At 74.8% G+C, this 25,492-nt stretch carries 1 protein-coding gene; it reads left to right on the top strand.

Annotated elements, in window-relative coordinates:
- Positions 1-14 precede the first annotated feature (14 nt).
- A complete protein-coding gene (locus OHS58_RS13515) occupies positions 15-25,490 on the top strand; it encodes a type I polyketide synthase (protein ID WP_328648440.1) in 25,476 nt (8,491 codons plus the stop codon).
- Positions 25,491-25,492: the final 2 nt, after the last annotated feature.

Raw genomic sequence — 25,492 nt, 5'->3', positions numbered from 1 at the left:
TACGGAGCTGACACATGTCCACGCCGAACGACCGGGTCGTCGAAGCACTCCGTGCCGCCATGAAGGAGTCCGAACGGCTCAAGCGGCAGAACCAGGAGTTGCTGGCCGCGTCGACGGAGCCGATCGCGATCGTGGCCATGAGCTGCCGGTTCCCCGGCGGCGTCCGCTCCCCGGAGGCCCTCTGGGACCTGGTGGCGAACGGCGGGGACGCCATCGGGCCGTTCCCCGCCGACCGCGACTGGGACCTCGAAGCGGTCACCGGCGCCGGCGTCGACGAGCGCGGCATGAGCGTCAGCCAGGCCGGTGGGTTCCTCGACGGCGTCGCCGACTTCGACGCCGGGTTCTTCGGCATCTCGCCGCGCGAGGCGGTGTCCCTGGACCCCCAGCAGCGGTTGCTGCTGGAGGTGTCCTGGGAGGCGATCGAACGGGCCGGCATCGACCCGAAACGGTTGCGGGGCAGCAAGACCGGCGTGTTCGCCGGGACGAACGGCCAGGACTACGCCTACCTGATGGTCCGCTCGCTCGCCGACGCGGACGGCTCGGTGGGCACCGGGATCGCCGCGAGCGCGATCTCCGGCCGGCTCGCGTACTCGCTGGGCCTGGAAGGCCCGGTCGTCACCATCGACACGGCGTGTTCGTCGTCGCTGGTCGCGGTGCACCTGGCCGCGCAGGCCCTGCGGGCGGGGGAGTGCTCGCTGGCGCTCGCCGCCGGCGTCAACGTGATGTCGACGCCCGGTTCGCTCATGGAGTTCAGCCGTCAGGGCGGCCTCGCCGGCGACGGTCGCTGCAAGGCCTTCTCCGACGACGCCGACGGCACCGGCTGGTCCGAAGGCGTCGGCGTGCTGGTGCTGGAGCGGTTGTCCGACGCCCAGCGCCTCGGCCACGAGGTCCTCGCCGTCGTCCGCGGCACCGCCGTCAACTCCGACGGCGCGTCGAACGGCTTCACCGCGCCGAACGGCCCGTCGCAGCAGCGTGTCATCCGCCAGGCCCTCGCGAGCGCCGGACTGTCCACTTCGGACGTCGACGTCGTCGAAGCGCACGGTACCGGCACGAAACTCGGCGACCCGATCGAAGCACAGGCCCTGCTGGCCACCTACGGCCAGGACCGCGAGACGCCGCTGCTGCTGGGGTCCGTCAAGTCCAACATCGGCCACACCCAGGCCGCGGCCGGGGTCGCCGGGATCATCAAGACCGTCGAGGCGATCCGGCACGGCGTCGTGCCGCAGACCCTGCACGCCGCCGAGCCCTCGTCCCATGTGGACTGGAAGTCCGGCAGCGTCGTCCTGGCGGCCGAGCAGACGCCGTGGCCGGAGACCGGCCGCCCGCGTCGCGCCGGTGTGTCGTCGTTCGGCGTCAGCGGCACCAACGCCCACGCGCTGATCGAGCAGGCCCCGCCCACGCCGGTCGCCGAGGAGACCCCGCGTGCCTCGATTCCCGTGCCGTGGCTGCTGTCCGGGCGCACTCCGGCCGCGCTGCGGGCCCAGGTCGCCCAGGTGCTCTCGGCCACCGAAGACCGCGAACCCCTGGACGTCGCCTGGTCGCTGGCGACCACCCGCTCGGCGTTCGAAGAGCGGCTGTCGGTCGTCGGCGGCGACCCGCGGGCCGCCCTGGCGTCCTGGCTGGACGACGGTGAAGCGGCCGGCGTCGTCGCCGGTTCGGCCGACCAGCCCCCGGCCCTCGCCTACGTCTTCTCCGGGCAGGGCGCGCAGTGGCTCGGCATGAGCCGCACCCTCGCCGCCCGGTTCCCGGTCTTCGCCGACGCTCTGTCCGCGACGCTCGACCTGCTCGACCCGCGCGTCCGCGAGGTGCTGGCCGGTGCCGACACCGCTGCCCTCGACGAGACCGGGCACGCGCAGCCCGCGCTGTTCGCCGTGGAAGTGGCCCTGTTCCGCTTGCTGGAGTCCTGGGGCGTGCGGCCCGACTTCGTCGCCGGGCACTCCGTCGGCGAGATCGCCGCGGCGCACGTCTCCGGCGTGCTGTCCCTGAACGACGCCTGTGTGCTGGTCAGCGCCCGCGCCCGGCTGATGCAGGCGCTGCCCGCGGGCGGCGCGATGGTCGCCGTGCGGGCGTCCGAAGACGACGTCCGGCCGTACCTGGGCGACGACGTGTGCGTCGCCGCGGTCAACGGGCCGACGTCCGTCGTGCTGTCCGGCACCGAGGACGCCGTGCTCGCCGTGGCCGAGCGGTTCGACCGGCCGCGCCGGCTGGCCGTGTCGCACGCCTTCCACTCGCGCCTGATGGACCCGATGCTGGGCGACTTCCGGCAGATCGTCACCGGCCTGACCTTCGCCGAGCCGGTGCTCCCGTTCGTCGCCGGTGGCGACGTCACCTCGGCCGAGTACTGGGTGAGCCACGTCCGCGAACCGGTCCGTTTCGGCGACGCCGTGCGCCGCCTCGCCGAGCGGGGCGCGACGGTGTTCGCCGAGCTGGGCCCGGCCGCCGTGCTCACCCCGTTGATCGGCCTGACCGCCGACGACGTCACCGCGATCCCGGTGCTGCGCAAGGACCTCGACGAGCCCGAGACGCTGACGGCCGCGCTGGCCGCCCTGCACACCGCGGGTGTCCGGATCGACTGGACGGCGTTCTTCGCCGGCACCGGCGCGCGGCCCGTGGCCCTGCCGACCTACCCGTTCCAGAGCGAGCGGTACTGGCCGTCCACTGTGGACGCCGTTACCGACGCGGCCGGACTCGGCCTGACGCCGGTGCAGCACCCGCTGCTCGGCGCGTCGCTCACCCTCGCCGAGTCCGACGGCCTGCTGCTCACCGGCCGGCTGTCCGCGCGCACCCACCCGTGGCTGACCGACACGCGGTTCCCCGGCAGCGGGTTCCTCGAGCTGGCCCTGCGGGCCGGGCTCGACCTGGGCTGCGACCTGGTGGAGGAACTGACCCTCGGCGCGCCGCTGGAGCTGGCCGCCGACGAGGCCGTCGACCTGCAGCTGTCGGTGGGGGAGCCGGACGCGACCGGCCGCCGCCGCCTCGACATCCACACCCGGCCCGCCGGGTCGGTCGTCGGCAGCTGGGTCCGCCGCGCCGAAGGCGTGCTCGCCACCGGCGGGCACCACGAAGACTTCGCCACGGCCGAGTGGCCGCCGGCCGACGCCGAAGAGCTGACGTCGGACGTCCCGGAGCTGCGCGGCCTGTGGCGCCGTGGCGACGACGTGTTCGCCGAGGTCGCCTTCGGCGAGGACGAGACCACGGCGTTCGGGCTGCACCCGCGGCTGCTGGAGAGCACGCTGCAGGCGGCCGGGCTGCGGGGCTACCCGGCGCGGTGGACCCGGGTGACGCTGCACGCCGCGGGCGCGGCCCGGGTGCGCGTCCGGATCCGCCACGGCGAGGACGGCGTTTCGCTGGCCATGGCCGATGCGGCCGGGCAGCCCGTCGCGTCGGTCGGGTCCGTCCACGCGGAAGACCTCGGCACCGTGACGTTCACCGGTGCGGACTCGCTGTTCGAGCCGCGCTGGGCGCCGGTGGTGCTCCCGCCGGACGCCGTCGTCGTCACCGAGCTGACCGGCCCGCTCGCCGACCTGGCCGACGTCCCGGCCGTCGTCACGGCGCGGCTCACGGCGTCGGACCCCCTGGCCGGCTTGGCGACGCGAGCCTTGGTGCTGGCCCAGGAGTGGCTGGCCGACGAACGTTTCGCGCACGCCCGGCTGGCCTTCGTCACCGAAGGCGCCGTGGCCACCGAGGACGGTGAGCCGATCCACGACCTCGCCGCGGCGGCCGTCTGGGGCCTGATCCGCACCGCCCAGGCCGAGAACCCGGGCCGGTTCGTGCTGGTGGACGTCGACGCCGAGACGTCGGCCGACGCGGTGGCGCGGGCCCTCGCGCTCGACGAACCGCAGCTCGCGCTGCGCGGCGACGACGTCCGCGCGGCGAGACTCGCCCGGGCCCGGATGACCGGCGCCGAAGCACGCGCGTGGAACCCGGACGGGACCGTCCTGATCACCGGCGGCACCGGCGGTCTCGGCGCGGAACTCGCCCGGCACCTCGTGCGTGAGCACGGCGTCCGGCACCTGCTCCTGCTCAGCCGTCGCGGCCCGGACGCCCCGGGCGCGCAGGACCTCCGCGACGACCTGGCCGCCCTCGGGGTCGCCGCGACCGTCACCGCTTGCGACGTCGCCGACCGTGCGGCGCTCGAAACCGCTCTCGCCGCGATCCCGGCCGAGCACCCGCTCACCGCCGTCGTGCACGCGGCCGGTGTCCTCGACGACGGCGTCGTCACCGCGCTCACCCCCGAGCGGCTGACTCGTGTCCTGACCGCCAAGGCCGCGTCCGCGTGGCACCTGCACGAGCTGGCCGGCGACGTCGCCGCGTTCGTGCTGTTCTCCTCCGTCGCCGGGATCATGGGCGGCGCCGGGCAGGGCAACTACGCCGCCGCCAACAGCTTCCTCGACGCCCTCGCGGCCCACCGCCGCGCCACCGGCCGGCCCGGCCTCTCCCTGGCGTGGGGCTCGTGGGCCGTCGAAGGCGGCATGGCCGGTTCCCTGTCGGAGGCCGACCGCGCGCGGATGGCCCGCACCGGCATGCCGCCCCTCGAACTCGACCACGGCCTCGCGCTCTTCGACACCGCCCTGACCCTGCCGCACGCGCTCGTCGTCCCGGTCGCCGTCGACCTCGCCGCGTTGCGCCTGCTCGACGAGCTCCCGCCGCTGCTGCGCGGCCTGGTCGGCGGCACCCGCCGCTCGGCCGCCGTCGCCACCTCCGCGGCCGCCGGTGACCTCGCCCGCGGCCTGCACGAGCTGTCCGAGGCCGACCGGCTCACCGCCGTCGTCGACCTCGTCCGCAGCCGCGCCGCCACTGTGCTCGGCCACGCCGACGCCACCGCGGTCGGCGCCGGGAAGTCGTTCTCCGACCTGGGTTTCGACTCGCTGACCGCGGTCGAGTTCCGCAACAAGCTGGCCACCGTCACGGGCCTGCGCCTGCCCGCGACGCTCGTCTTCGACCACCCGACCCCGACGGCCGTCGCGCAGTTCGTGCTGGGCGAGCTGTTCGGCGCCCGCGGCGTCGACGACGTCGTGGCGAACACGGGTGCGCTCGCGGACGACCCGGTCGTCGTGGTCGGCGTCGCGTGCCGCTTTCCCGGCGGGATCGCGGGCCCGGAAGACCTGTGGGACCTGGTCGCTTCGGGCGGCGACGCCGTCTCGGGCTTCCCGGTCGACCGCGGCTGGGACGTCGCGGCGCTGGCCGCCTCCGACACCCGCGCCGGGGGTTTCCTCTACGACGCGGCCGAGTTCGACGCGGGCTTCTTCGGCATCTCGCCGCGCGAGGCGATGTCGATGGACCCGCAGCAGCGCCTGCTGCTGGAAGTGTCGTGGGAGGCGTTCGAACGCGCCGGCCTCGACGCCACCGGCCTGCGCGGCTCCCGGACCGGCGTGTTCGTCGGCACCAACGGCCAGTCCTACTCCGACCTGTTCCTCACCGCCGACGTCGACATGCGCGGCCAGACCGGCACCGGCATCGCCGGCAGCGTCGTCTCCGGCCGCCTCTCCTACGTGCTGGGCCTGGAGGGCCCGGCGATGACCGTCGACACGGCGTGTTCGTCGTCGCTGGTCGCGATGCACCTGGCGGCCCAGTCGCTGCGCTCGGGGGAGTGCACCCTCGCGCTGGCCGGCGGCGTCACCGTGATGGCCACGCCTGGTGGGTTCGTCGGCTTCAGCGGCCAGAACGGCCTCGCCCCGGACGGTCACTGCAAGGCGTTCTCCGACGACGCCGACGGCACGGGCTGGTCGGAAGGCGTCGGTGTCCTGGTCCTGGAACGCCAGTCCGACGCTCTCCGCAACGGCCACCGGATCCACGCCGTGCTCCGCGGCTCGGCCGTCAACCAGGACGGCGCGTCCAACGGCCTCACCGCCCCGAACGGCCCGTCACAGCAGCGCGTGATCCGCCAGGCGCTGGCCAACGCGGGACTGTCCACTTCGGACGTAGACGTCGTCGAGGCGCACGGCACCGGCACGGTGCTGGGCGACCCGATCGAGGCGCAGGCGCTGCTGGCGACCTACGGTCAGGACCGGGAAACCCCGCTGCTGCTGGGTTCCATCAAGTCGAACTTCGGGCACACCCAGGCCGCCGCGGGTGTCGCGGGCATCATCAAGATGATCGAGGCGATGCGGCACGGGACCGTGCCGCCGTCGCTGCACGTCGGCGAGCCGTCGTCCCATGTGGACTGGACGGCGGGCGCCGTGGAGGTCGTCTCCGAGGCCGTCGACTGGCCCGTCGCCGACCGTGCGCGTCGCGCGGGCATCTCGTCCTTCGGCATCAGCGGCACCAACGCGCACGTCATCATCGAGGCTCCCGAGCCCGTCGCCGAGCCGGACGCCGAACGCCGTGAGCTGCCGGTGGTCCCGTGGGTCGTCTCCGGCAAGACCGAAGCCGCCGTCGCCGCGCAGGTCGCCCGGATCACCGAGACCGGCCTCGACCGCCTCGACGTGGGCCACTCGCTGGTCACCACCCGCGCGAGCTTCCCGCACCGCACCGTCCTCCTCGCCACCCCCGACGGCGTCCGCGAAGCCGCCACCGGCGCGGCCGCCGCGACCCCCTCGGTCGCGCTGTTGTTCACCGGCCAGGGCTCCCAGCGGCTCGGCATGGGCCGGGAGCTGCACGCCACGTCGGCGCCGTTCGCCGCGGCCCTCGACGAGGTCCTCGGCCACCTCGACCCCGGCGTCCGCGACGTCCTGTGGGGCGACGACCCGAGCCTCCTGGCCGAAACCGGCTGGGCGCAGCCTGCGCTGTTCGCCATCGAGGTCGCCCTGGCCCGCCTGGCCGAGGCCCACGGCGTCCGGCCCGCCCACGTCGCCGGCCACTCGATCGGCGAGATCGCCGCCGCCCACATCGCCGGCGTGCTGTCGCTGGCCGACGCCGCCACCCTGGTCACCGCCCGCGGCCGCCTCATGCAGGCCCTGCCGCGCGGTGGCGCGATGGTCGCCGTCGAAGCGTCCGAATCCGACGTCCGCCCACTGCTCACCGACGGCGTCTCCCTGGCCGCCGTCAACGGCCCGCGCTCGGTCGTGCTGTCCGGCGTCGAGGCCGACGTCCTGGCCGTCGCCGGCCGGTTCGCGAAGTCCAAGCGCCTCAAGGTCAGCCACGCTTTCCACTCCGGGCTGATGGACCCGATGCTCGACGAGTTCCGCGAGGTCGTCTCGGGCCTGACCTTCGCGCAGCCGCGCATCCCGTTCGTCACCACCGGCGACGTCACCTCGCCGGAGTACTGGGTCCGCCACGTCCGCGACACCGTCCGGTTCGCCGACGCGCTGGGCCGGCTCACCGAAGCGGGCGTCACCGCCTTCCTCGAGGTCGGCCCGGACGGCGTCCTCTCCGCGATGGTCGACGCGCCCGAAGCCGTCGTCACGCCGTTGCTGCGCAAGGACCGCCCGGAGCCCGACGCCGTGCTCGGCGCGCTGGCCCGGCTGCACGTCGCCGGCGTCGACGTCGACTGGACGCCGTGGTTCGCCGGCACCGGCGCCCGGACCGTCGACCTGCCCACCTACGCCTTCCAGCGCCAGCACTACTGGCCCAGCGTGACGCCGGGCCGCGGCGCCGTCGAGCGCCTCGGCCTCACCCCGGCCGGGCACCCGCTGCTCGACTTCGCCGTCGACCTCGCCGACTCCGGCGGCGTCGTCTTCTCCGGCCTGCTGTCCCTGGCCGGGCAGCCGTGGCTGGCCGACCACGTCGTCGGTGGGCACGTGCTGTTCCCCGGCACCGGCTTCCTCGACCTCGCCGTCCGCGCCGCCGACCAGGTCGGCTGCTCGGCCGTCGAAAGCCTCACCGTCGCCGCGCCGCTGTGGCTGCGCGAGCACGAGCCGACCCTGCTGCAGGTCACCGTCGGCGGTCCCGACGACGCGGGCCTGCGCGAGCTGACCATCTCCTCCCGCGGCACCGACCCGCACGCGGAGTGGACGCAGCACGCCGCCGGCGTCGTCGCGGTCGGCGAACGCCCGGCCGCCACGGTCGGCGGCTGGCCACCGGCGAACGCGTCCGAAGTGGACGTCACGACGCTGTATAACGAACTAGCCGACAACGGTCTGGACTACGGCCCGTCTTTCCGCGGGCTGGTCAAGGCCTGGCACGACGGCGAAGACCTGCTCGTCGAGGCCGCGCTGCCCGAGGACGGCGACGCGTTCGGCCTGCACCCCGCGCTGCTCGACTCGGTCCTGCACGCCATCCACCGGCTCGACTCGATCGCCCCCGGCCTGCCGTTCGCCTGGTCCGGGGTCTCCCTGCACGCGACGGGCGCGACCCGGATCCGTGCCCGGATCACCCCGGTCGACCAGGAGTCGGTCGCGATCGCCGTCGCCGACGAGACGGGCGCGCCGGTGCTGTCGGCGGAATCCCTGCAGCTGCGCGAAGCCACGCCTCGCAGCGCTGACGACGAGTCGCTGTTCCAGACGACCTGGGTCCCGGCCGCGCTGGCCAAGGACGCCCCGGCCGGCACGTGGGCGCTGCTCGGCGACGACCCGCTGCTGGCGCCCGTCGCCCGGCGCTGCGCCGACCTCGAGCAGGCGCTTTCCCTTGAACCGGACGTCCTGCTCGTGCCCGTCGCGGGTGTCGGCGACGTCCTCACCGCCGTCCGTGAGGTCACCGCGCGGGTCCTTTCGGTGCTGCAGCACGCTTTCACCGACGAGCGCGCCGGCCGGATCGTCTTCGTGACGCGCGGCGCCGTGGCCGTCGACCCGGGCGACCGGATCGGCGACCTCGCCGCCGCCGCGGCCTGGGGCCTGATCCGCTCGGCCCAGTCCGAGCAGCCCGACCGGTTCGTCCTGGTCGACCTGGAGCCCGGCGCGGCGCTGCCGGGCACCGGCTTCGTCGTCTCCGGCGAACCGCAGTTCGCCGTCCGCGGCGAAAGCATCCGCGTCGCCCGGCTCGGGCGCCTCGCCGGCAACGGCGACATCCTGCCTCCCGCGGTACCGGCGTGGCGGCTCACCGCCGGTACCGCGGGGATCGACGGCCTGACCGCCGAAACGTGCCCGGAGGTCCTCGACGACCTCGGGCCCGGCGAGGTCCGCGTCCGTGTCGAGGCCGCCGGCCTCAACTTCCGCGACGTGCTCAACGTCCTGGGCATGTACCCCGGCGAGGCCGGCAAGCTCGGCGCCGAGGGCGCGGGCGTCATCGAGGCCACCGGCCCCGGCGTCGACGCGGCCCGCGTCGGCGAGCGCGTCTTCGGCATGATGCCGGGCCCGTTCGGCCCGTACACCACCCTCGACGCCCGGTACGTGGCCCCGGTGCCGGCCGAGTGGTCCTCGCGCACCGCCGCGTCGGTGCCGCTGGTCTTCCTCACCGCCTACTACGCGCTCGTCGACCTGGCCGACCTGCGGCCGGGCGAGAAGATCCTGATCCACGCGGGTGCCGGCGGCGTCGGGATGGCCGCGATCCAGCTGGCCCACCACCTCGGCGCCGAGGTCTTCGCGACGGCCAGTTCCGGCAAGCAGCACGTCCTGCGTGAGCTGGGAGTCGCCGACGACCACATCGCCTCCTCCCGGACGCTGGACTTCGAAGCCGCCTTCCGCCGCGTCACCGGCGGCACGGGCGTGGACGTCGTCCTCAACGCCCTGGCCGGCGACTTCGCCGACGCGTCGCTGAACCTGCTCGCCGACGGCGGCCGGTTCCTCGAGATGGGCAAGACCGACGTCCGCGACGCCGCCTCGCTGAGCCGGATCCGCTACCGCGCGTTCGACCTCGGCGAGGCCGGACCCGACCGGACGCAGGAACTGCTCGGCGAGCTGCTGCGGCTCTTCGGCGAGGGTGTGCTCACGCCGTTGCCGATCCGCAGCTGGGACCTGCGCCAGAGCGCCGCGGCGTTCCGGTTCATGAGCCGCGCCCGGCACATCGGCAAGATCGTGCTGACGCTGCCGCCGCGCTGGGACCCCGAAGGCACGCTGCTCATCACCGGCGGCACCGGTGGCCTGGGCCGCGAGCTGGCCCGCCACCTCGTCGCCGGTTACGACATCCGGCACCTCGTGCTCACCAGCCGCCGTGGCCTGGACGCGCCTGGCGCTGCCGAACTGCGTGACGAGCTGACCGCTCTCGGCGTCGACGTCACGGTCGAGGCCTGCGACGCCGCCGACCGCGACCAGCTCGCCGCCGTCCTCGGCCGGATCCCCGCTGAGCACCCGCTCAAGGCGATCGTGCACACCGCCGGTGTCCTCGACGACGGCGTCGTCGCGTCCCTGGACGCCGACCGGCTCGACCACGTGCTGCGGCCCAAGGCCGACGCCGTCGTCCACCTCGACGAGCTGACCCGCGACCTCGACCTCGCCGCGTTCGTCGTGTTCTCCTCGGTCGCCGGCACCGTCGGCTCGGCCGGGCAGGGCAACTACGCCGCCGCCAACGCCTTCCTCGACGCCTTCGCCGTCCACCGCCACGCCGAAGGCCGCGTCGCGACCTCGTTGGCCTGGGGCGGCTGGGAAACCGGCATGGTCGGCACGCTGAGCGACGCCGACCGCGAGCGGATGGCGCGCGGGGGCGTGCCGCCGCTGACCGTCGAGCACGGTATGCGGCTGTTCGACCGCGCCACGCGCTCGCCGAGCGCCGTCGTCGTCCCGATGCGCGTGGACATGACGGCCATGCGCGCCCAGGGCGAGCTCCCGTGGCTGCTGCGCCCGGTCACCCAGCCCGGCCGCCGCCGCGCCGGCGGCGACGCCGCGCACGTCCGCGGCTCGCTGCGCGAGCAGCTCGCCGGGATGCGCGAGCCCGAGCAGCTGCGGGTGCTCACCGGCCGGGTCGTCGCCGAGGTCGCGACCGTGCTCGGCCACGCGCCGGAGAACGTCGACACCACCGGCGAATTCCGTGAGCTGGGCTTCGATTCGCTGACGGCGGTGGAGTTCCGCAACCGGCTGGCCGGCGTGACGGGCCTGCGGCTGCCGTCCACGCTGGTCTTCGACTACCCGACACCGGTCGCGGTGGCCGGGTTCGTGCTGGGCGAGCTGTTCGGCGCCCGCGGCGCCGACGCCGTCGTGACGACCGCGGCCGTGGAAGGCGACCCGATCGTGCTGGTCGGGATGGCGTGCCGCTTCCCGGGCGGCGTGACCGGCCCCGACGACCTGTGGGACCTGGTGGCTTCGGGCGGCGACGCCGTCTCGGGCTTCCCGGCCGATCGCGGCTGGGACGTCGCCTCCCTCGCCGGGAGCGACACCCAGGCGGGCGGGTTCCTCTACGACGCCACCGAGTTCGACGCGGGCTTCTTCGGCATCTCGCCGCGCGAGGCGGTCGCGATGGATCCGCAGCAGCGCCTGCTGCTGGAAGTCTCGTGGGAGGCGTTCGAGCGCGCGGGCCTGGACGCGTCCACGTTGCGCGGCTCCCGCACCGGCGTCTTCGTCGGAACCAACGGGCAGTCGTACTCAGACCTGCTGATGAGCACGGACGCCGAGCTGCGCGGTCAGACGGGCACCGGCATCGCCGGGAGCGTCGCGTCGGGCCGCCTGTCGTACGTGCTGGGGCTCGAAGGCCCGGCGATGACGGTGGACACGGCGTGTTCGTCGTCGCTGGTCGCGCTGCACCTGGCGGCCCAGTCACTGCGCTCCGGGGAGTGCTCCCTCGCGCTCGCCGGTGGTGTCACCGTGATGGCGACGCCGGGTGGGTTCGTGGGCTTCAGCGGCCAGAACGGCCTGGCGCCGGACGGCCGGTGCAAGGCGTTCTCCGACGACGCCGACGGCACCGGCTGGTCCGAGGGCGTCGGCCTGCTCGTGGTCGAGCGTCAGTCCGACGCGATCCGCAACGGCCACCGGATCCTCGCCGTGGTGCGCGGTTCCGCGGTCAACCAGGACGGCGCGTCGAACGGCCTGACCGCCCCGAACGGGCCGTCACAGCAGCGGGTCATCCGCCAGGCCCTCGCCAACGCGGGACTGTCCACTTCGGACGTCGACGTCGTCGAAGCGCACGGCACTGGAACCGTGCTGGGCGACCCGATCGAGGCCCAGGCATTGCTGGCGACCTACGGCCAGGACCGGGAAACGCCGCTGCTGCTGGGCTCGATCAAGTCGAACTTCGGCCACACCCAGGCCGCCGCCGGCGTGGCCGGGATCATCAAGATGGTCGAGGCGATGCGGCACGGGATCGTGCCGAAGTCGCTGCACGTCGGCGAACCGTCGTCCCATGTGGACTGGGAGGCCGGGGCCGTCGAGGTCGTGGCCGAGGCCACCGACTGGCCTGCCGCCGACCGCGCACGTCGCGCCGGGATCTCGTCCTTCGGCATCAGCGGCACCAACGCCCACATCATCATCGAGGCCCCCGACGTGACGCCGGAGGTGCCGCGCGAGACCCCGGCCGCGACCACCGTGCCGCTGCTCGTCTCCGGCCGAACTGAGGACGCTCTCCGCGCCCAGGCAGGACGCCTCCTGAGTGTCCTGGCCGGCGATTCGAACCTGCTCGACGTCGCCTTCGCGGCGGCCACCACCCGCACGAGCTTCGCGCACCGCGCGGCGATCGTCGCCGACGAAACCGGCACCGCCGTCCGCGCGCTGCGGGCCCTAGCCGACGGTGAGCCCGCCGCGGGGGCGCTGACCGGTGAGACCGCCCACCAGCCCGTCCAGGCGTTCCTGTTCACCGGCCAGGGTGCGCAGCGGCTCGGCATGGGCCGCGAGCTGGCGGAGACGTATCCGGTGTTCGCCGAGGCCCTCGACGAGGTGCTGGCGTACTTCCACCCGGACCTGCGCGACGTCGTCTGGGGTACGGACGCGGGCGTGATCGCGGAGACCGGCTGGGCCCAGCCCGCGCTCTTCGCCATCGAGATCGCGCTGACCAAGCTCCTGGACGCGTGGGGCATCCGCCCCGACTACGTGGCGGGCCATTCGATCGGCGAGATCGCCGCCGCGCAGGTCGCCGGGGTGCTGTCGCTGGCCGACGCGTGCGCGCTGGTCTCGGCGCGCGGCCGCCTCATGCAGGCGCTGCCGGCCGGTGGCGCCATGGTCTCGGTCGAAGCGTCCGAAGCGGACGTTCGCGCGGTGCTGACCGACGGCGTCGACATCGCCGCGGTCAACGGGCCGCGCTCGGTCGTGCTGTCCGGCGTCGAAGCCGCCGTGCTCGACGTCGCGGCGCGGTTCGGGAAGACCAAGCGGCTCAAGGTGAGCCACGCGTTCCACTCGCACCTGATGGACCCGATGCTGGCCGAGTTCCGCCAGGTCGTCTCGGCCCTGAAGTTCTCGCAGCCGCAGCTGCCGGTCGTCGCGTCCGGGGACGTGACGTCGCCGGAGTACTGGGTCGAGCACGTGCGCGCCACCGTCCGCTTCGGCGACACCGTCGGGAAACTGGCCGACGCCGGCGTCACGACGTACGTCGAGGTCGGGCCGGACGCCGTCCTCACCGGCCTGGTCGACGTGCCCGGCGCGACCGCCGTCCCCGTCCTGCGCCGCGGCCGGGACGAGCGCACCGCCGTCGCCACCGCGGTCGCCGCGCTGCACGTCGCCGGCGTCCGGATCGACTGGACCGCCTGGTTCGCCGGTACCGGTGCCCGGCCCGTCGACCTGCCCACCTACGCCTTCCAGCACCGCCGCTACTGGCCGGAAGCGGCCGTCCGCGCCTCGACCGGTGACGACGCCTTCTGGGCGGTCGTCGAAGGCGGCGACCTCGCCGAGCTGGCCGCCGACCTCCAGGTCGACGCCCCGGCCCTGGAAACCGTCCTTCCCGCGCTGTCCGCCCTGCGCGCCCGGCGGCAGCGGCAGTCCCTTGTGGACGGCTGGCGCTACCGCGTCGAGTGGCGTCCGCTGGACGCGACCCCGGCGACGGCGGGGGAGCGGCTGGTGCTCGTCCCCGCGTCCCACGCCGAGGACCCGTGGGCGCGGCAGGTCGCCGACGCCCTCGGCACGACCGTCGAAATCCCCGCCGGCGCCGACCGCGACACCCTCGCCGACCTCCTGCGCGACCAGGTCACCGGGCTCGTCGTCTCGCTGCTCGCCCTCGACGAGTCCGCCGGCCTCACCGGCAACACCGCCCTCGTCCAGGCCCTCGACGACCTCGGCGCGGACACCGCGCTCTGGTGCGTCACGCGCGGCGCCGTCACCACCGGCCCGGCCGACCGCCTCACGGCACCGGCCCAGGCCGCGACCTGGGGCCTCGGCCGCGTCGCGGCCCTCGAATACCCGCGCCGCTGGGGCGGCCTCGCCGACCTGCCGGCCGAGCTCGACGCGCGGCTGCTCACCCGCTTCGCCGGGGCCCTGGAAGGCGACGACGACCAGATCGCCGTCCGCGCCTCCGGCGTCTACGGACGTCGGCTCGCTCCGGCGGCGGCCGCGCCTTCGCCGTGGCAGCCCCGCGGCACCGTCCTCGTCACCGGCGGCACCGGCGCCCTCGGCCGCCACGTCACGAAGTGGCTCCTGGCCCAGGGGGCCCAGCGAGTCGTGCTGGCCAGCCGCTCCGGCGGCGAACCCGGCGACGACGAGCGGATCGTCATCGCCCGCTGCGACGTCGCCGACCGCGCCCAGCTCACCGCGCTGCTCGCCGACCACCGCCCCAGCGCCGTGATCCACGCCGCCGGCGTGCTCGACGACTGCGTCCTCGGCAGCCTGACGCCCGACCGCTTCGCCGCGGTGTTCCGCGCCAAGGTCGAGTCGGCCGTCCTGCTCGACGAGCTGGCCGGCGACCTCGACGCCTTCATCCTGTTCTCCTCGGTCGCCGGCGCCGTCGGCAACCCCGGCCAGGCCAACTACGCCGCCGCCAACGCCGTCCTCGACGCGCTCGCCGAGACCCGGCGCGCTCGCGGCCAGAACGCGACGTCGATCGCCTGGGGCGCCTGGGCGGGCGACGGCATGGCCGCGGGCCTCGGCGGCGGCCTCGACCCGGATCTGGCCGCCACCGTCCTCGCCGACGCCGGTGGGCCCGCCGCACAGCTCGTCGTCGCCGACATCCAGAACGCCGACGTCCTGCGCTCGCTGCTGAGCATCCGCCGCAGCCCGCTGCTGGCCGACCTCCCCGCGGTCCGCCGTGTGGTCGCCGAACTGGACGCGGCCCCCGCGCCCGGCACCAGCGCGCTGGCCACCCGGTTGCTCACGACGCCCGCGGCCGAGCGCGGCACCGTCCTGCTGGACCTGGTGCGCGACCACGTCGCCGCCGTCCTCGGCCACACCGGCACCGGTGAAATCGGCGCCACACGGGCGTTCTCCGACCTCGGCTTCGACTCGCTGACCGCCATCGAACTGCGCAACCGGATGGAAACCGCGACCGCGCTGAGCCTGCCCGCCACCCTCGTCTTCGACCACCCGAACCCGGCCGCGCTGGGCGAGTTCCTCCTGGGCGAGCTGATCGGGGACGGCACCGACCTGCCCGTCGCGCTCCTGCCGAACGCGGCCGCGGGCATCGGCGACCCGATCGTCATCGTCGGCATGAGCTGCCGCTTCCCCGGCGACGTCCGCACCCCGGAACACCTGTGGGACCTGCTCTCCGACGGCCGCGACGCGATCACCGGCTTCCCGGCCGACCGCGGCTGGGACATGACCGCGCTCGGCGGTCAGGGCCGGGGCAGCAGCTACGTCGACCGCGGCGGCTTCCTGCCCGACGCGGCCGAGTTCGACCCGGAGTTCTTCGGCATCTCCCCGCGTGAAGCCCTGGCCATGGACCCGCAGCAGCGGCTCCTGCTGGAGACGTCATGGGAAGCCGTCGAACGGACCGGCATCGACCCGAGCGGGCTGCGCGGCAGCCGCACCGGCGTCTTCGTCGGCACCAACGGCCAGGACTACGCCGGCGTGATCGTCAACTCCGCCACCGACGTCGAGGCCCACGCGGGCACCGGCGTCGCGGCGAGCGTCGTGTCCGGCCGGTTGTCCTACGCGCTCGGCCTCGAAGGCCCGGCCATGACGATCGACACGGCGTGCTCGTCGTCGCTGGTCGCGCTGCACCTGGCCGCCCAGGCCCTGCGCGCCGGCGAGTGCGAACTCGCCCTCGCGGGCGGCGTCACGGTGATGTCCACGCCGGTCAGCTTCGTCGGCTTCAGCCGCCAGAACGGCCTCGCGCCGGACGGTCTTTGCAAGGCCTACTCCGACTCCGCCGACGGCACGGGCTGGTCCGAAGGCATCGGCGTGCTCGTCGTCGAGCGGCTGTCCGACGCGCGCCGGAACGGTCACGACGTGCTGGCGGTCGTCGCCGGCTCGGCCATCAACTCCGACGGCGCGTCCAACGGCCTCACCGCCCCCAACGGGCCGTCGCAGCAGCGTGTCATCCGCCAGGCGCTCGCGTCGGCCGGGCTGCAGCCGTCCGAAGTGGACGTCGTCGAAGGCCACGGCACCGGCACCACACTGGGAGACCCGATCGAAGCCCAGGCGCTGCTCGCCGCGTACGGCCGGGACCGCGAGCGGCCGCTGCTGCTCGGCTCGGTCAAGTCCAACCTCGGGCACACCCAGGCCGCGGCCGGTGTCGCCGGGATCATCAAGATGGTCCTTGCCCTGCAACGGGAACTGGTGCCCGCGACACTGCACGTCACCGAGCCGTCGTCCCACGTGGACTGGACGGGCGGCGACATCCGGCTGGTCACCGAGGCGACCGAGTGGCGCGAGAACGGCCACCCGCGCCGCGCCGGCATCTCGTCGTTCGGCCTCAGCGGCACGAACGCCCACGTGATCATCGAGCAGGCGCCCGTCTCCGTGCCGGTCGAACCGCGCCGGGACGTCACGCCGAGCGTGGTGCCGTGGGTGCTGTCCGGCCGGTCCGAAGCCGCCCTGGACGCGCAGCTCGCGGCCCTGCCCCGCGACCTCGACCCGATCGACACCGGCTTCTCCCTGGTCACGACGCGGGCGGCGTTCGAGCACCGCGCGGTGCTGCTCGCCCCCGGCGACCAGGTCGCCCGCGGCGTCGCCCGCGAGCGCACGGCCGTGTTCCTCTTCACCGGCCAGGGTTCGCAGCGCCTCGGCATGGGCCGCGGGCTCTACGAGCGCTTCCCGGTGTTCGCCGACGCCTTCGACGCCGTCTGCGCCCACCTCGACACCGCCCTCCCGCAGCCGCTGCGCGACGTCGTCTTCGGCGACGACGCGGCCGCGCTCGACGAGACCGGCTGGGCCCAGCCCGCGCTGTTTGCGCTGGAAGTGGCCCTGTTCCGGCTCGTGCGGTCGTGGGGTGTGCGGCCCGCGTTCCTCGCCGGGCACTCGGTCGGCGAGATCGCGGCCGCCCACTGCGCGGGCGTGCTGTCCCTCGCCGACGCCTGCACGCTCGTCGCCGCCCGCGCCCGCCTGATGCAGGCCCTGCCCGCGGGCGGGGCGATGGTGGCGATCCGGGCCACCGAAGAGGACATCCGGGCGTTCCTCAACGACGACGTCTCGCTCGCCGCGGTCAACGGTCCCGAGGCTGTCGTGATCTCGGGTGTCGAGGACGCCGTGCTGGGCGTCGCCGCGCGGTTCGAGAAGACCAAGCGGCTCACCGTGTCCCACGCCTTCCACTCCGCGGCGATGGACCCGATGCTGGCCGAGTTCCGCGCGGTCGCCGAGACGCTGACCTTCGCCGAGCCGGACGTCCCGGTGGTGTGCGACGGCGATGTCACGTCGCCGGAGTACTGGGTCGGCCAGGTCCGCGGCACCGTCCGCTTCGCCGACGCCGTCACCCGGCTCACCGAGGCGGGCGTCAGCGCGTTCGTCGAACTCGGCCCGGACGCCGTGCTCACCGCCCTCGTCGACGGTGACGACCAGGTCCTCGCGCCGGTGCTGCGTGCCGGCCGCGACGAGGAGACTGCCGCCGTCACCGCGCTCGCCGCACTGCACACCGGCGGCGTCGCCGTGGATTGGGCCGCGCTCTTCGAGGGCACCGGCGCCCGGCGCGTCGCACTGCCCACCTACCCGTTTCAGCGGCAGCGTTTCTGGCCGCGGCTCGTGGCCGGCGCGGGCCAGCTCGGCGGCCTCGGGCTGACCGCGGCCGGGCACCCGCTGCTCGGCGCGATCACCGAGGTCGCGGGTTCCGGTGACCTGGTGTTCTCCGGCCGGCTGTCGCTGAAGACGACGCCGTGGCTGGGCGATCACGTCATCGGCGGTCAGGTCCTGTTCCCGGGCGCCGGCTTCCTGGAGCTGGTCGTGCGGGCCGGTGACCAGGTCGGCTGCGGCCAGGTCGAGGACTTCACCGTCGCCGCGCCGCTCGTGCTCGGCGACACCGCCAGCCTGCAGCTCGTCGTCGGCGCCCCCGACGCGTCGGGCCGTCGCGAGGTCGGCGTCTCGTCGCGGGCCGAGGGGCCGGACGCCGACTGGGTCCGCCACGGCACCGGCATCGTCGCCCCCGGCACGCTGCCGACCGCCGCGCCGGACACCGAGTGGCCGCCGTCCGGCGCCGAACCGGTCGACCTCACCGCGTTCTACGACAACTTCGCCGGTGCCGGGTTCGCGTACGGCCCGGAGTTCCAGGGCCTGCAGCGCGTCTGGCTGCGCGACGGCGAAGTCTTCGTCGAGGCGGAGCTGCCCGGTGAGGACGCCGACGCGTTCGGCCTGCACCCGGCGCTGCTCGACTCGGTCCTGCAAGCGGTGTCCTTTGTGGACTCCGTGCCCGGCGGCCTGCCGTTCTCCTGGGCAGGTGCCGTGCTCCACGCGACGGGCGCGGAGAAGGTCCGCGCCCGGATCACCCGGGCCGCCGACGACGCCGTCGCGCTCACCCTGACCGACGAGTCCGGCGCGCCCGTGCTCTCGGTCGACGCCCTGACGCTGCGCGCGACGACCCAGGCCGCCGCCGGACCCGAGCCGCTGTTCCGCCTGGACTGGGTGCCGCTGCCGGTGCCCGCCGGAGAGCCGGACGGCCAGTGGGCCGTGCTCGGCCACGACACCCGCCTCGGCGAACTCGGCCCGGAGTACCCGGACCTCGACGCCGCGCTGGCCGCGGACCCGGACGTCCTCGTCGTCCCGGTCCAGGGCACCGGCGACGTTCCCGACGCTCTCCGCCGCGTCACCGCCGACGTCCTGGCCGTCGTGCAGGCCGCGAGCGAACGCGGCCTCGGCCGGGTCGTCTTCGTGACCCACGGCGCCGTCGGCGCCGCGCCGACGGACCTCGCCGCGGCCGCCGCCTGGGGCCTCGTGCGCTCGGCCCAGTCGGAGGACCCGGGCCGGTTCGTGCTCGCCGACGTCGACGACGTGTCGCTGTCCGGCCTGCCCGCCGCGCTGGCCACCGGCGAACCCCAGCTGCTGCTGCGCGACGGCACCGCCCGCGTCGCCCGCCTCGGCCGTCCCAAGGCGGCACTTTCACGTGAAAGTGCCGCCTGGAACCCCGACGGCACCGTGCTCATCACCGGCGGTACCGGCGGCCTGGGCCGGGTCTTCGCCCGGCACATCGCCGCCGAGTACGGCGCCCGGCACGTGCTGCTGGCCAGCCGCCGCGGCGGGGCCGCCGACGGGCTCGTCGAGCTGGTCGCCGAACTCGCCGCGCACGGCACCGAGGTCAGCGTCGAAGCGTGCGACCTCGCCGACCGCGACGCCGTCGCCGCGCTGCTGGCCGCCATTCCGGCCGACCGGCCGCTCACCGCCGTCGTGCACGCCGCCGGTGTCCTCGACGACGGCGTCATCGGCTCCCTCGACGCCGCTCGCCTCGACACCGTGCTGCGCCCGAAGGCCGACGCCGCGTGGCACCTGCACGAGCTGGCCGGTGACGTCGCCGCGTTCGTGCTGTTCTCCTCGGTGGCCGGCACGATCGGCTCGCCGGGCCAGGCGAACTACGCCGCTGCCAACACCTTCCTCGACGCGCTCGCCGCGCACCGGCACAACCGCGGCCTGGCCGCGACGTCCCTGGCCTGGGGCGCGTGGGAGACCGGCATGACCGGCACCCTGACCGACGCCGACCGCGACCGGATGACCCGCGCGGGCATGCCGCCGCTGCCCGTCGAGCAGGGCTGCGAGCTGTTCGACCGTGCCCTGGACTCCGGCGAACCGGCGCTCGTGCCGGTGCTGATGGACCTGCCGCTGATCCGCTCGCAGGCCGAGCCGCCGTGGCTGGTGCGCCCGGTCGGCCGCCCGGGCCGCCGCGGTGCGGGCCGGTCGACGCCGACCGCGAACGCCCTGCGCGACCGGCTGTCCGGCCTGCGCGAGGGGGAGCAGCAGAAGGTGCTGCTCGACGTCATCCGCACGCAGGTCGCCGCGGTGCTCGGGTTCGACGCCGCCACCGTCGACGTCGCCCGCGAGTTCCGCGGCCTCGGCTTCGACTCGCTGACCGCGGTCGAGTTCCGCAACCACCTCGCGTCGGCCACCGGCCTGCGGCTGCCCGCGACGCTGGTCTTCGACCACCCGACGCCGGTCGTGCTGGCCGGGTACCTCCGCGACGAGCTGTCCGGCGCGGACGCCGCGCCGGTGCTGCGATCGCGCACCACGACCACGCCGGTCGCCGACGAGCCGATCGCGATCGTGTCGATGGCCTGCCGCTACCCCGGCGGCGTGACCTCGCCGGAGGACCTGTGGGACATGGTCCTGACCGGCGGCGACGGCGTCGGACCCTTCCCGGCCGACCGCGGCTGGGACCTGAGTGGCCTCTTCGGGGCGGATCGGGGACGTTCTTATGTTCGTGAAGGCGGTTTTCTCGGTGGTGCGGGAAGCTTCGATCCTGGGCTCTTCGGGATCTCGCCGCGCGAAGCGCTGGCGATGGACCCGCAGCAACGTCTCCTCCTGGAGACGTCCTGGGAAGTGATCGAACGCGCCGGCGTCGACCCCGTTTCGCTGCGGGGCAGCCGGACCGGCGTGTTCGCCGGGGTGATGTACCACGACTACGGCCAGGGGGTGCAGTTCCCGGAGGAGGCCCTCGGTTTCCTCGGGATCGGCACCGCGGGCAGCGTGATGTCCGGCCGCGTCTCCTACGCGCTGGGGCTGGAAGGCCCGGCCGTCACGATCGACACGGCGTGCTCGTCGTCGCTGGTCGCGATGCACTGGGCCGCACAGGCCTTGCGGGCCGGTGACTGCGAACTGGCGCTCGCCGGCGGCGTGACCGTGATGGCGACGCCGGGCGCGTTCGTGGACTTCTCGGCCCAGGGCGGCCTCGCCGGTGACGGCCGGTGCAAGTCGTTCTCCGACTCCGCCGACGGCGTCGGCTGGGCCGAAGGTGTCGGCCTGGTCATGCTGGAACGCCTGTCCGACGCGCGGCGCAACGGCCACGAAGTCCTCGCCGTGCTGCGCGGCTCCGCCGTCAACCAGGACGGCGCGTCCAACGGCCTGACCGCCCCGAACGGCCCGTCGCAGCAGCGCGTCATCCGCCAGGCGCTGTCGGTCTCCGGGCTCGGCGTGTCCGATGTGGACGTCGTCGAAGGCCACGGCACCGGGACGCCGCTGGGCGACCCGATCGAGGCCCAGAGCCTCCTCGCCACCTACGGCCGTGACCGCGAAACGCCGCTGCTCCTGGGCTCGGTGAAGTCGAACATCGGCCACACCCAGGCCGCTGCCGGTGTCGCGGGCGTCATCAAGATGGTGCAGGCCATGCGCCACGGCGTCGTCCCGCAGTCCCGGTTCTCGGCCGAGCCGTCGTCCCATGTGGACTGGACCGAAGGCGCGGTCTCGCTGGTGCCGGAGAACACCTCCTGGCCCGAGGTCGACCGCGTCCGCCGGTCGGCGGTGTCGTCCTTCGGCATCAGCGGCACCAACGCCCACGTCATCCTGGAGCAGCCCGCCCCGGCCGACCGGCCCGCGCCGCGTCCGTCCGCGCCGCTGTCCCGCCCGGTGCCGGTCGTCGTCTCCGGACGGACTCCGGAGGCCCTCCGGTCCCAGGCCGCGCGCCTGGCCGACCGGATCGAGGCCGACAAGACGCTCGCCCCGGCCGACCTCGCCTACTCCGCCGCGGTGACGCGCGCGGCGCTGGCCCAGCGCGCGGCCGTCGTTGCCGACGACCTCGACGGCCTGGTCAGCGGCCTGCGTGAGCTGGCCGCCGGCGAGATCCCCGCCGGAGTCGTGCGTGGTGAGGCGCGGGTCGCCCCGCCGGTCGCGTTCCTCTTCGCCGGGCAGGGCTCGCAGCGGATCGGGATGGGCCGCCGTCTGCACGAGGTGTACCCGGTGTTCGCGGGGGCGTTCGACGAGATCCTGGCCTTGCTCGACCCGGCCGTCCGGGACGCTCTTGGCGACGCGGACCTGATCGACCGGACGGAGTTCGCGCAGCCCGCGCTGTTCGCCTTCGAGGTCGCGCTCTTCCGCCTCCTGGAGTCGTGGGGCGTGCACCCGGACTTCGTGACCGGGCACTCCGTCGGCGAGATCGCCGCCGCCCACGTGGCCGGCGTGCTGTCCCTGCCCGACGCCTGCGCCCTGGTGTCCGCCCGCGCCCGGCTCATGGGCGCGCTGCCGACCGGCGGTGTCATGGTCGCGGTGCGCGCGTCCGAGTCGGACGTCCTGCCGCTGCTCGGCGAGGGCGTCGACGTCGCGGCCGTCAACGGCCCGGGTTCGGTCGTCCTGTCCGGCCACGAGGACGCCGTCGTCGCGGTGGCGTCGAAGTTCGCCAAGCGGCGCCGCCTGCGGGTGTCGCACGCCTTCCACTCCGTCCTGATGGAGCCGATGCTCGCCGAGTTCGGCGAGGTCGTGGCGAACCTGGAGTTCGCGAAGCCGCGGGTGCCGGTCGTCTCGGCCGGGGACGTCACGTCGCCGGAGTACTGGGTCAGCCAGATCCGCGACACCGTCCGCTTCGGCGACGCGGTCGAGCGGCTCACCGAAGCCGGCGTGACCGTCTTCGCCGAGGTGGGCCCGGACGCGACCCTGTCCGCGTCCGTCGACGAACCGTCCGCGAGCGTCATTCCGTTGCTGCGCAAGGACCGTGACGAGGCGGCCGCGGTCACCGAGGCGATCGCGCGGCTGCACGTCGCCGGCGTCGGCGTCGGCTGGGACGACTACTTCGCCGGTGCACACCGCGTCGCCCTGCCGACCTACGCGTTCCAGCACGAGTGGTTCTGGCCGCTGCCGGCCGCCGGGGGCGACGCCACCGGCCTCGGCCTCGCGCCGACGGGCCACCCGCTGCTCGGCGCGACCGTGACGCTGGCCGACTCGCTCGGCGTCCTGTTCTCCGGGCGGCTCTCCGCGGCCACCCAGCCGTGGCTGCGTGATCACGTCATCGGCGGCCGGATCCTGTTCCCGGGCGCGGCCTTCCTCGAACTGGCCGTCCGCGCGGCCGACGAGGTCGGCTGCGCGTCGGTGGCCGACCTGACCCTGTCCGTGCCCCTGGTCCTCGAACCGGACGGCGCCGTCGTCCTGCAGCTGGCCGCGGGGGAGCCGGACGAGTCCGGCCGTCGTGACCTGACGATCTCCTCCCGCGCCGACGACACCGACGAGTGGGTCCGCCACGCGACCGGCACGCTGGCGCCGCAGGCGGTGGCGGCCGAGCCGGTGCCCGAGACCTGGCCGCCCGCCGAAGCGTCCGAAGTGGACTTGACGGGCTTCTACGAGACGTCCGCCGAAGCCGGATTCGGTTACGGGCCCGCGTTCCAGGGCCTCAGCCGCGTCTGGCAGGACGGCGCCGACGTCTTCGCCGAGCTGGCGCTGCCCGAGGGCCAGGAAGCCGCGCGGTTCGGGCTGCACCCGGCGTTGCTCGACGCCGCGTTGCAGGCCATCGGCTTCGGCGAAGGCGCCCCGGCGGGCCTGCCGTTCGCCTGGACCGGCGTGTCGCTGCACGCGGCCGGCGCGAGCCGCGCTCGCGTCCGGATCTCCCCGGTCGGCGGCGACTCCGTCTCCCTCGCCATCGCCGACGAGGCGGGCAAGCCCGTGCTCTCGGCCACCGGCGTCACGCTCCGCGCGGCCACCGCGCCGGACGCGGCCGACCCGCTGTTCCGCCTGAACTGGCTGCCCGTCCCGATCCCGGAGCCGGACGACAGCACCTGGGCCGTCGTCGGCGACGGCTTCGGCCTGGCCGAAACCCTGGGCTGCGATACGCACCCCGACCTGGTCGCCGCCGTGGCGTCCGGTGCCGGAGTGGTCGCCGTCCCGGTGTCCGGTGACGCCGACGCCGGAGCCTCCGCGCACACGCTCACCGCGTCGGTGCTCGAACAACTCCAGACGGACTCGGCCACCAAGGTCGTGTTTGTCACGCGCGGTGCCGCCGGTCCGGGCCGCACGGACGTGGCGGCTGCTGCCGTCTGGGGCCTGGTGCGCTCGGCCCAGTCGGAGGACCCGGGCCGGTTCGTGCTCCTCGACGTCGACGAGCCCAACGCGGACGTCCTGCGTGCCGCGGTCGCCACCGGCGAACCCCAGCTGGTCCTGCGTGACGGCGTCCTGAACGTCGCCCGCTTGGCCCGCGCGACCCTCGACACCACCGAGACGACCTGGGACCCCGACGGCACCGTGCTCATCACCGGCGGCACCGGTGGCCTGGGCCGGGTCTTCGCCCGGCACCTCGTCACCACCCGCGGCGCTCGCCACTTGCTGCTGGCCAGCCGCCGCGGCCCGGGCGCCCACGGCGTCGCCGAGCTGGTCGCGGAACTCAAGACGGCCGGGGCCGACGTCCGTGTCGAGGCCTGCGACGTCGCCGACCGCGACGCCCTTGCCACGCTGCTGGCGGGCATCCCGGCCGAGCACCCGCTCACCGCCGTGGTGCACACCGCCGGGATCGTCGACGACGGCGTCGTCGGTTCGCTGACGGCCGGGCGCCTGGACACGGTGTTCGCGCCGAAGCTCGACGCCGCTTGGCACCTGCACGAGCTGACCGCGGACCTGCCCCTCGCCGGGTTCGTCCTGTTCTCCTCGGTCGCCGGCACCATCGGCACGCCGGGTCAGGCGAACTACGCGGCGGCCAACGCGTTCCTCGACGCCCTCGCCGATCTGCGCCGCGACCGCGGCCTGCCCGGCCTGTCGCTGGCCTGGGGCGCGTGGGACACCGGGATGACCGGCGACCTGACCGACGCCGAACGCGAACGCATGGTCCGCGGCGGGATGCCGCCGCTCGGCCGCGAGCAGGGCGCGGAGCTGTTCGATCGCGCTGTCGCGTCGACGGAATCGGCGCTCGTGCCGGTGCTCGTCGACCTGCCCGTGTTGCGGACCCGTGGCGAGCTGCCCTGGCTGCTGCGGCCGATCGGCCGTCCGGGACGGCGCAGCGCCGCCGCCGGTGCCGACCGGGCCGCGGCCGGCGACCTGCGCCTGAAGCTCGCCGGGATGCGGGAGAACGAGCAGGACCGGACGCTGCTGACGCTCGTGCGGGCCCAGGTCTCGGCCGTGCTCGGCCACCCGGCCGACCGGATCGACGGCGGCCTCGAGTTCCGCGAGCTCGGCTTCGACTCGCTGACCGCCGTCGAGTTCCGCAACCGCCTGGCCGCGGCCACCGGCCTGACGCTGTCCGCGACGCTCGTCTTCGACTACCCGACCCCGGCCGGGCTCGCCCGGCACCTGCGGACGGAACTCGCGCCTGCTCCCGCCGCGGCGACGTCGCTGCCGGCGGAGCTTGACCGGCTCGACGAGCTGATGGAGGCCAGCTCGGCCGACGACGTCGCCCAGGCGGAGGTCGCGGCCCGGCTGCGCCGGATCCTGGCGAAGATCGGCGGTGCGGCCGCGCCCGAAGACGTCACCGACCGGATCGACGCGGCCAGCACCGACGAGGTGTTCGCCTTCATCGACAACGAACTGGGCCGGCTCGGTGACGCACCCGGGTCCCCCTTCGACCAGGAAGGCTGAGG

It is taken from the genome of Amycolatopsis sp. NBC_00348 (assembly GCF_036114655.1).
In the GTDB taxonomy this organism is placed as follows: domain Bacteria; phylum Actinomycetota; class Actinomycetes; order Mycobacteriales; family Pseudonocardiaceae; genus Amycolatopsis.
Note: the sequence above shows the minus strand (reverse complement) of the source record. Positions and strands in the feature narration are given on the sequence as shown.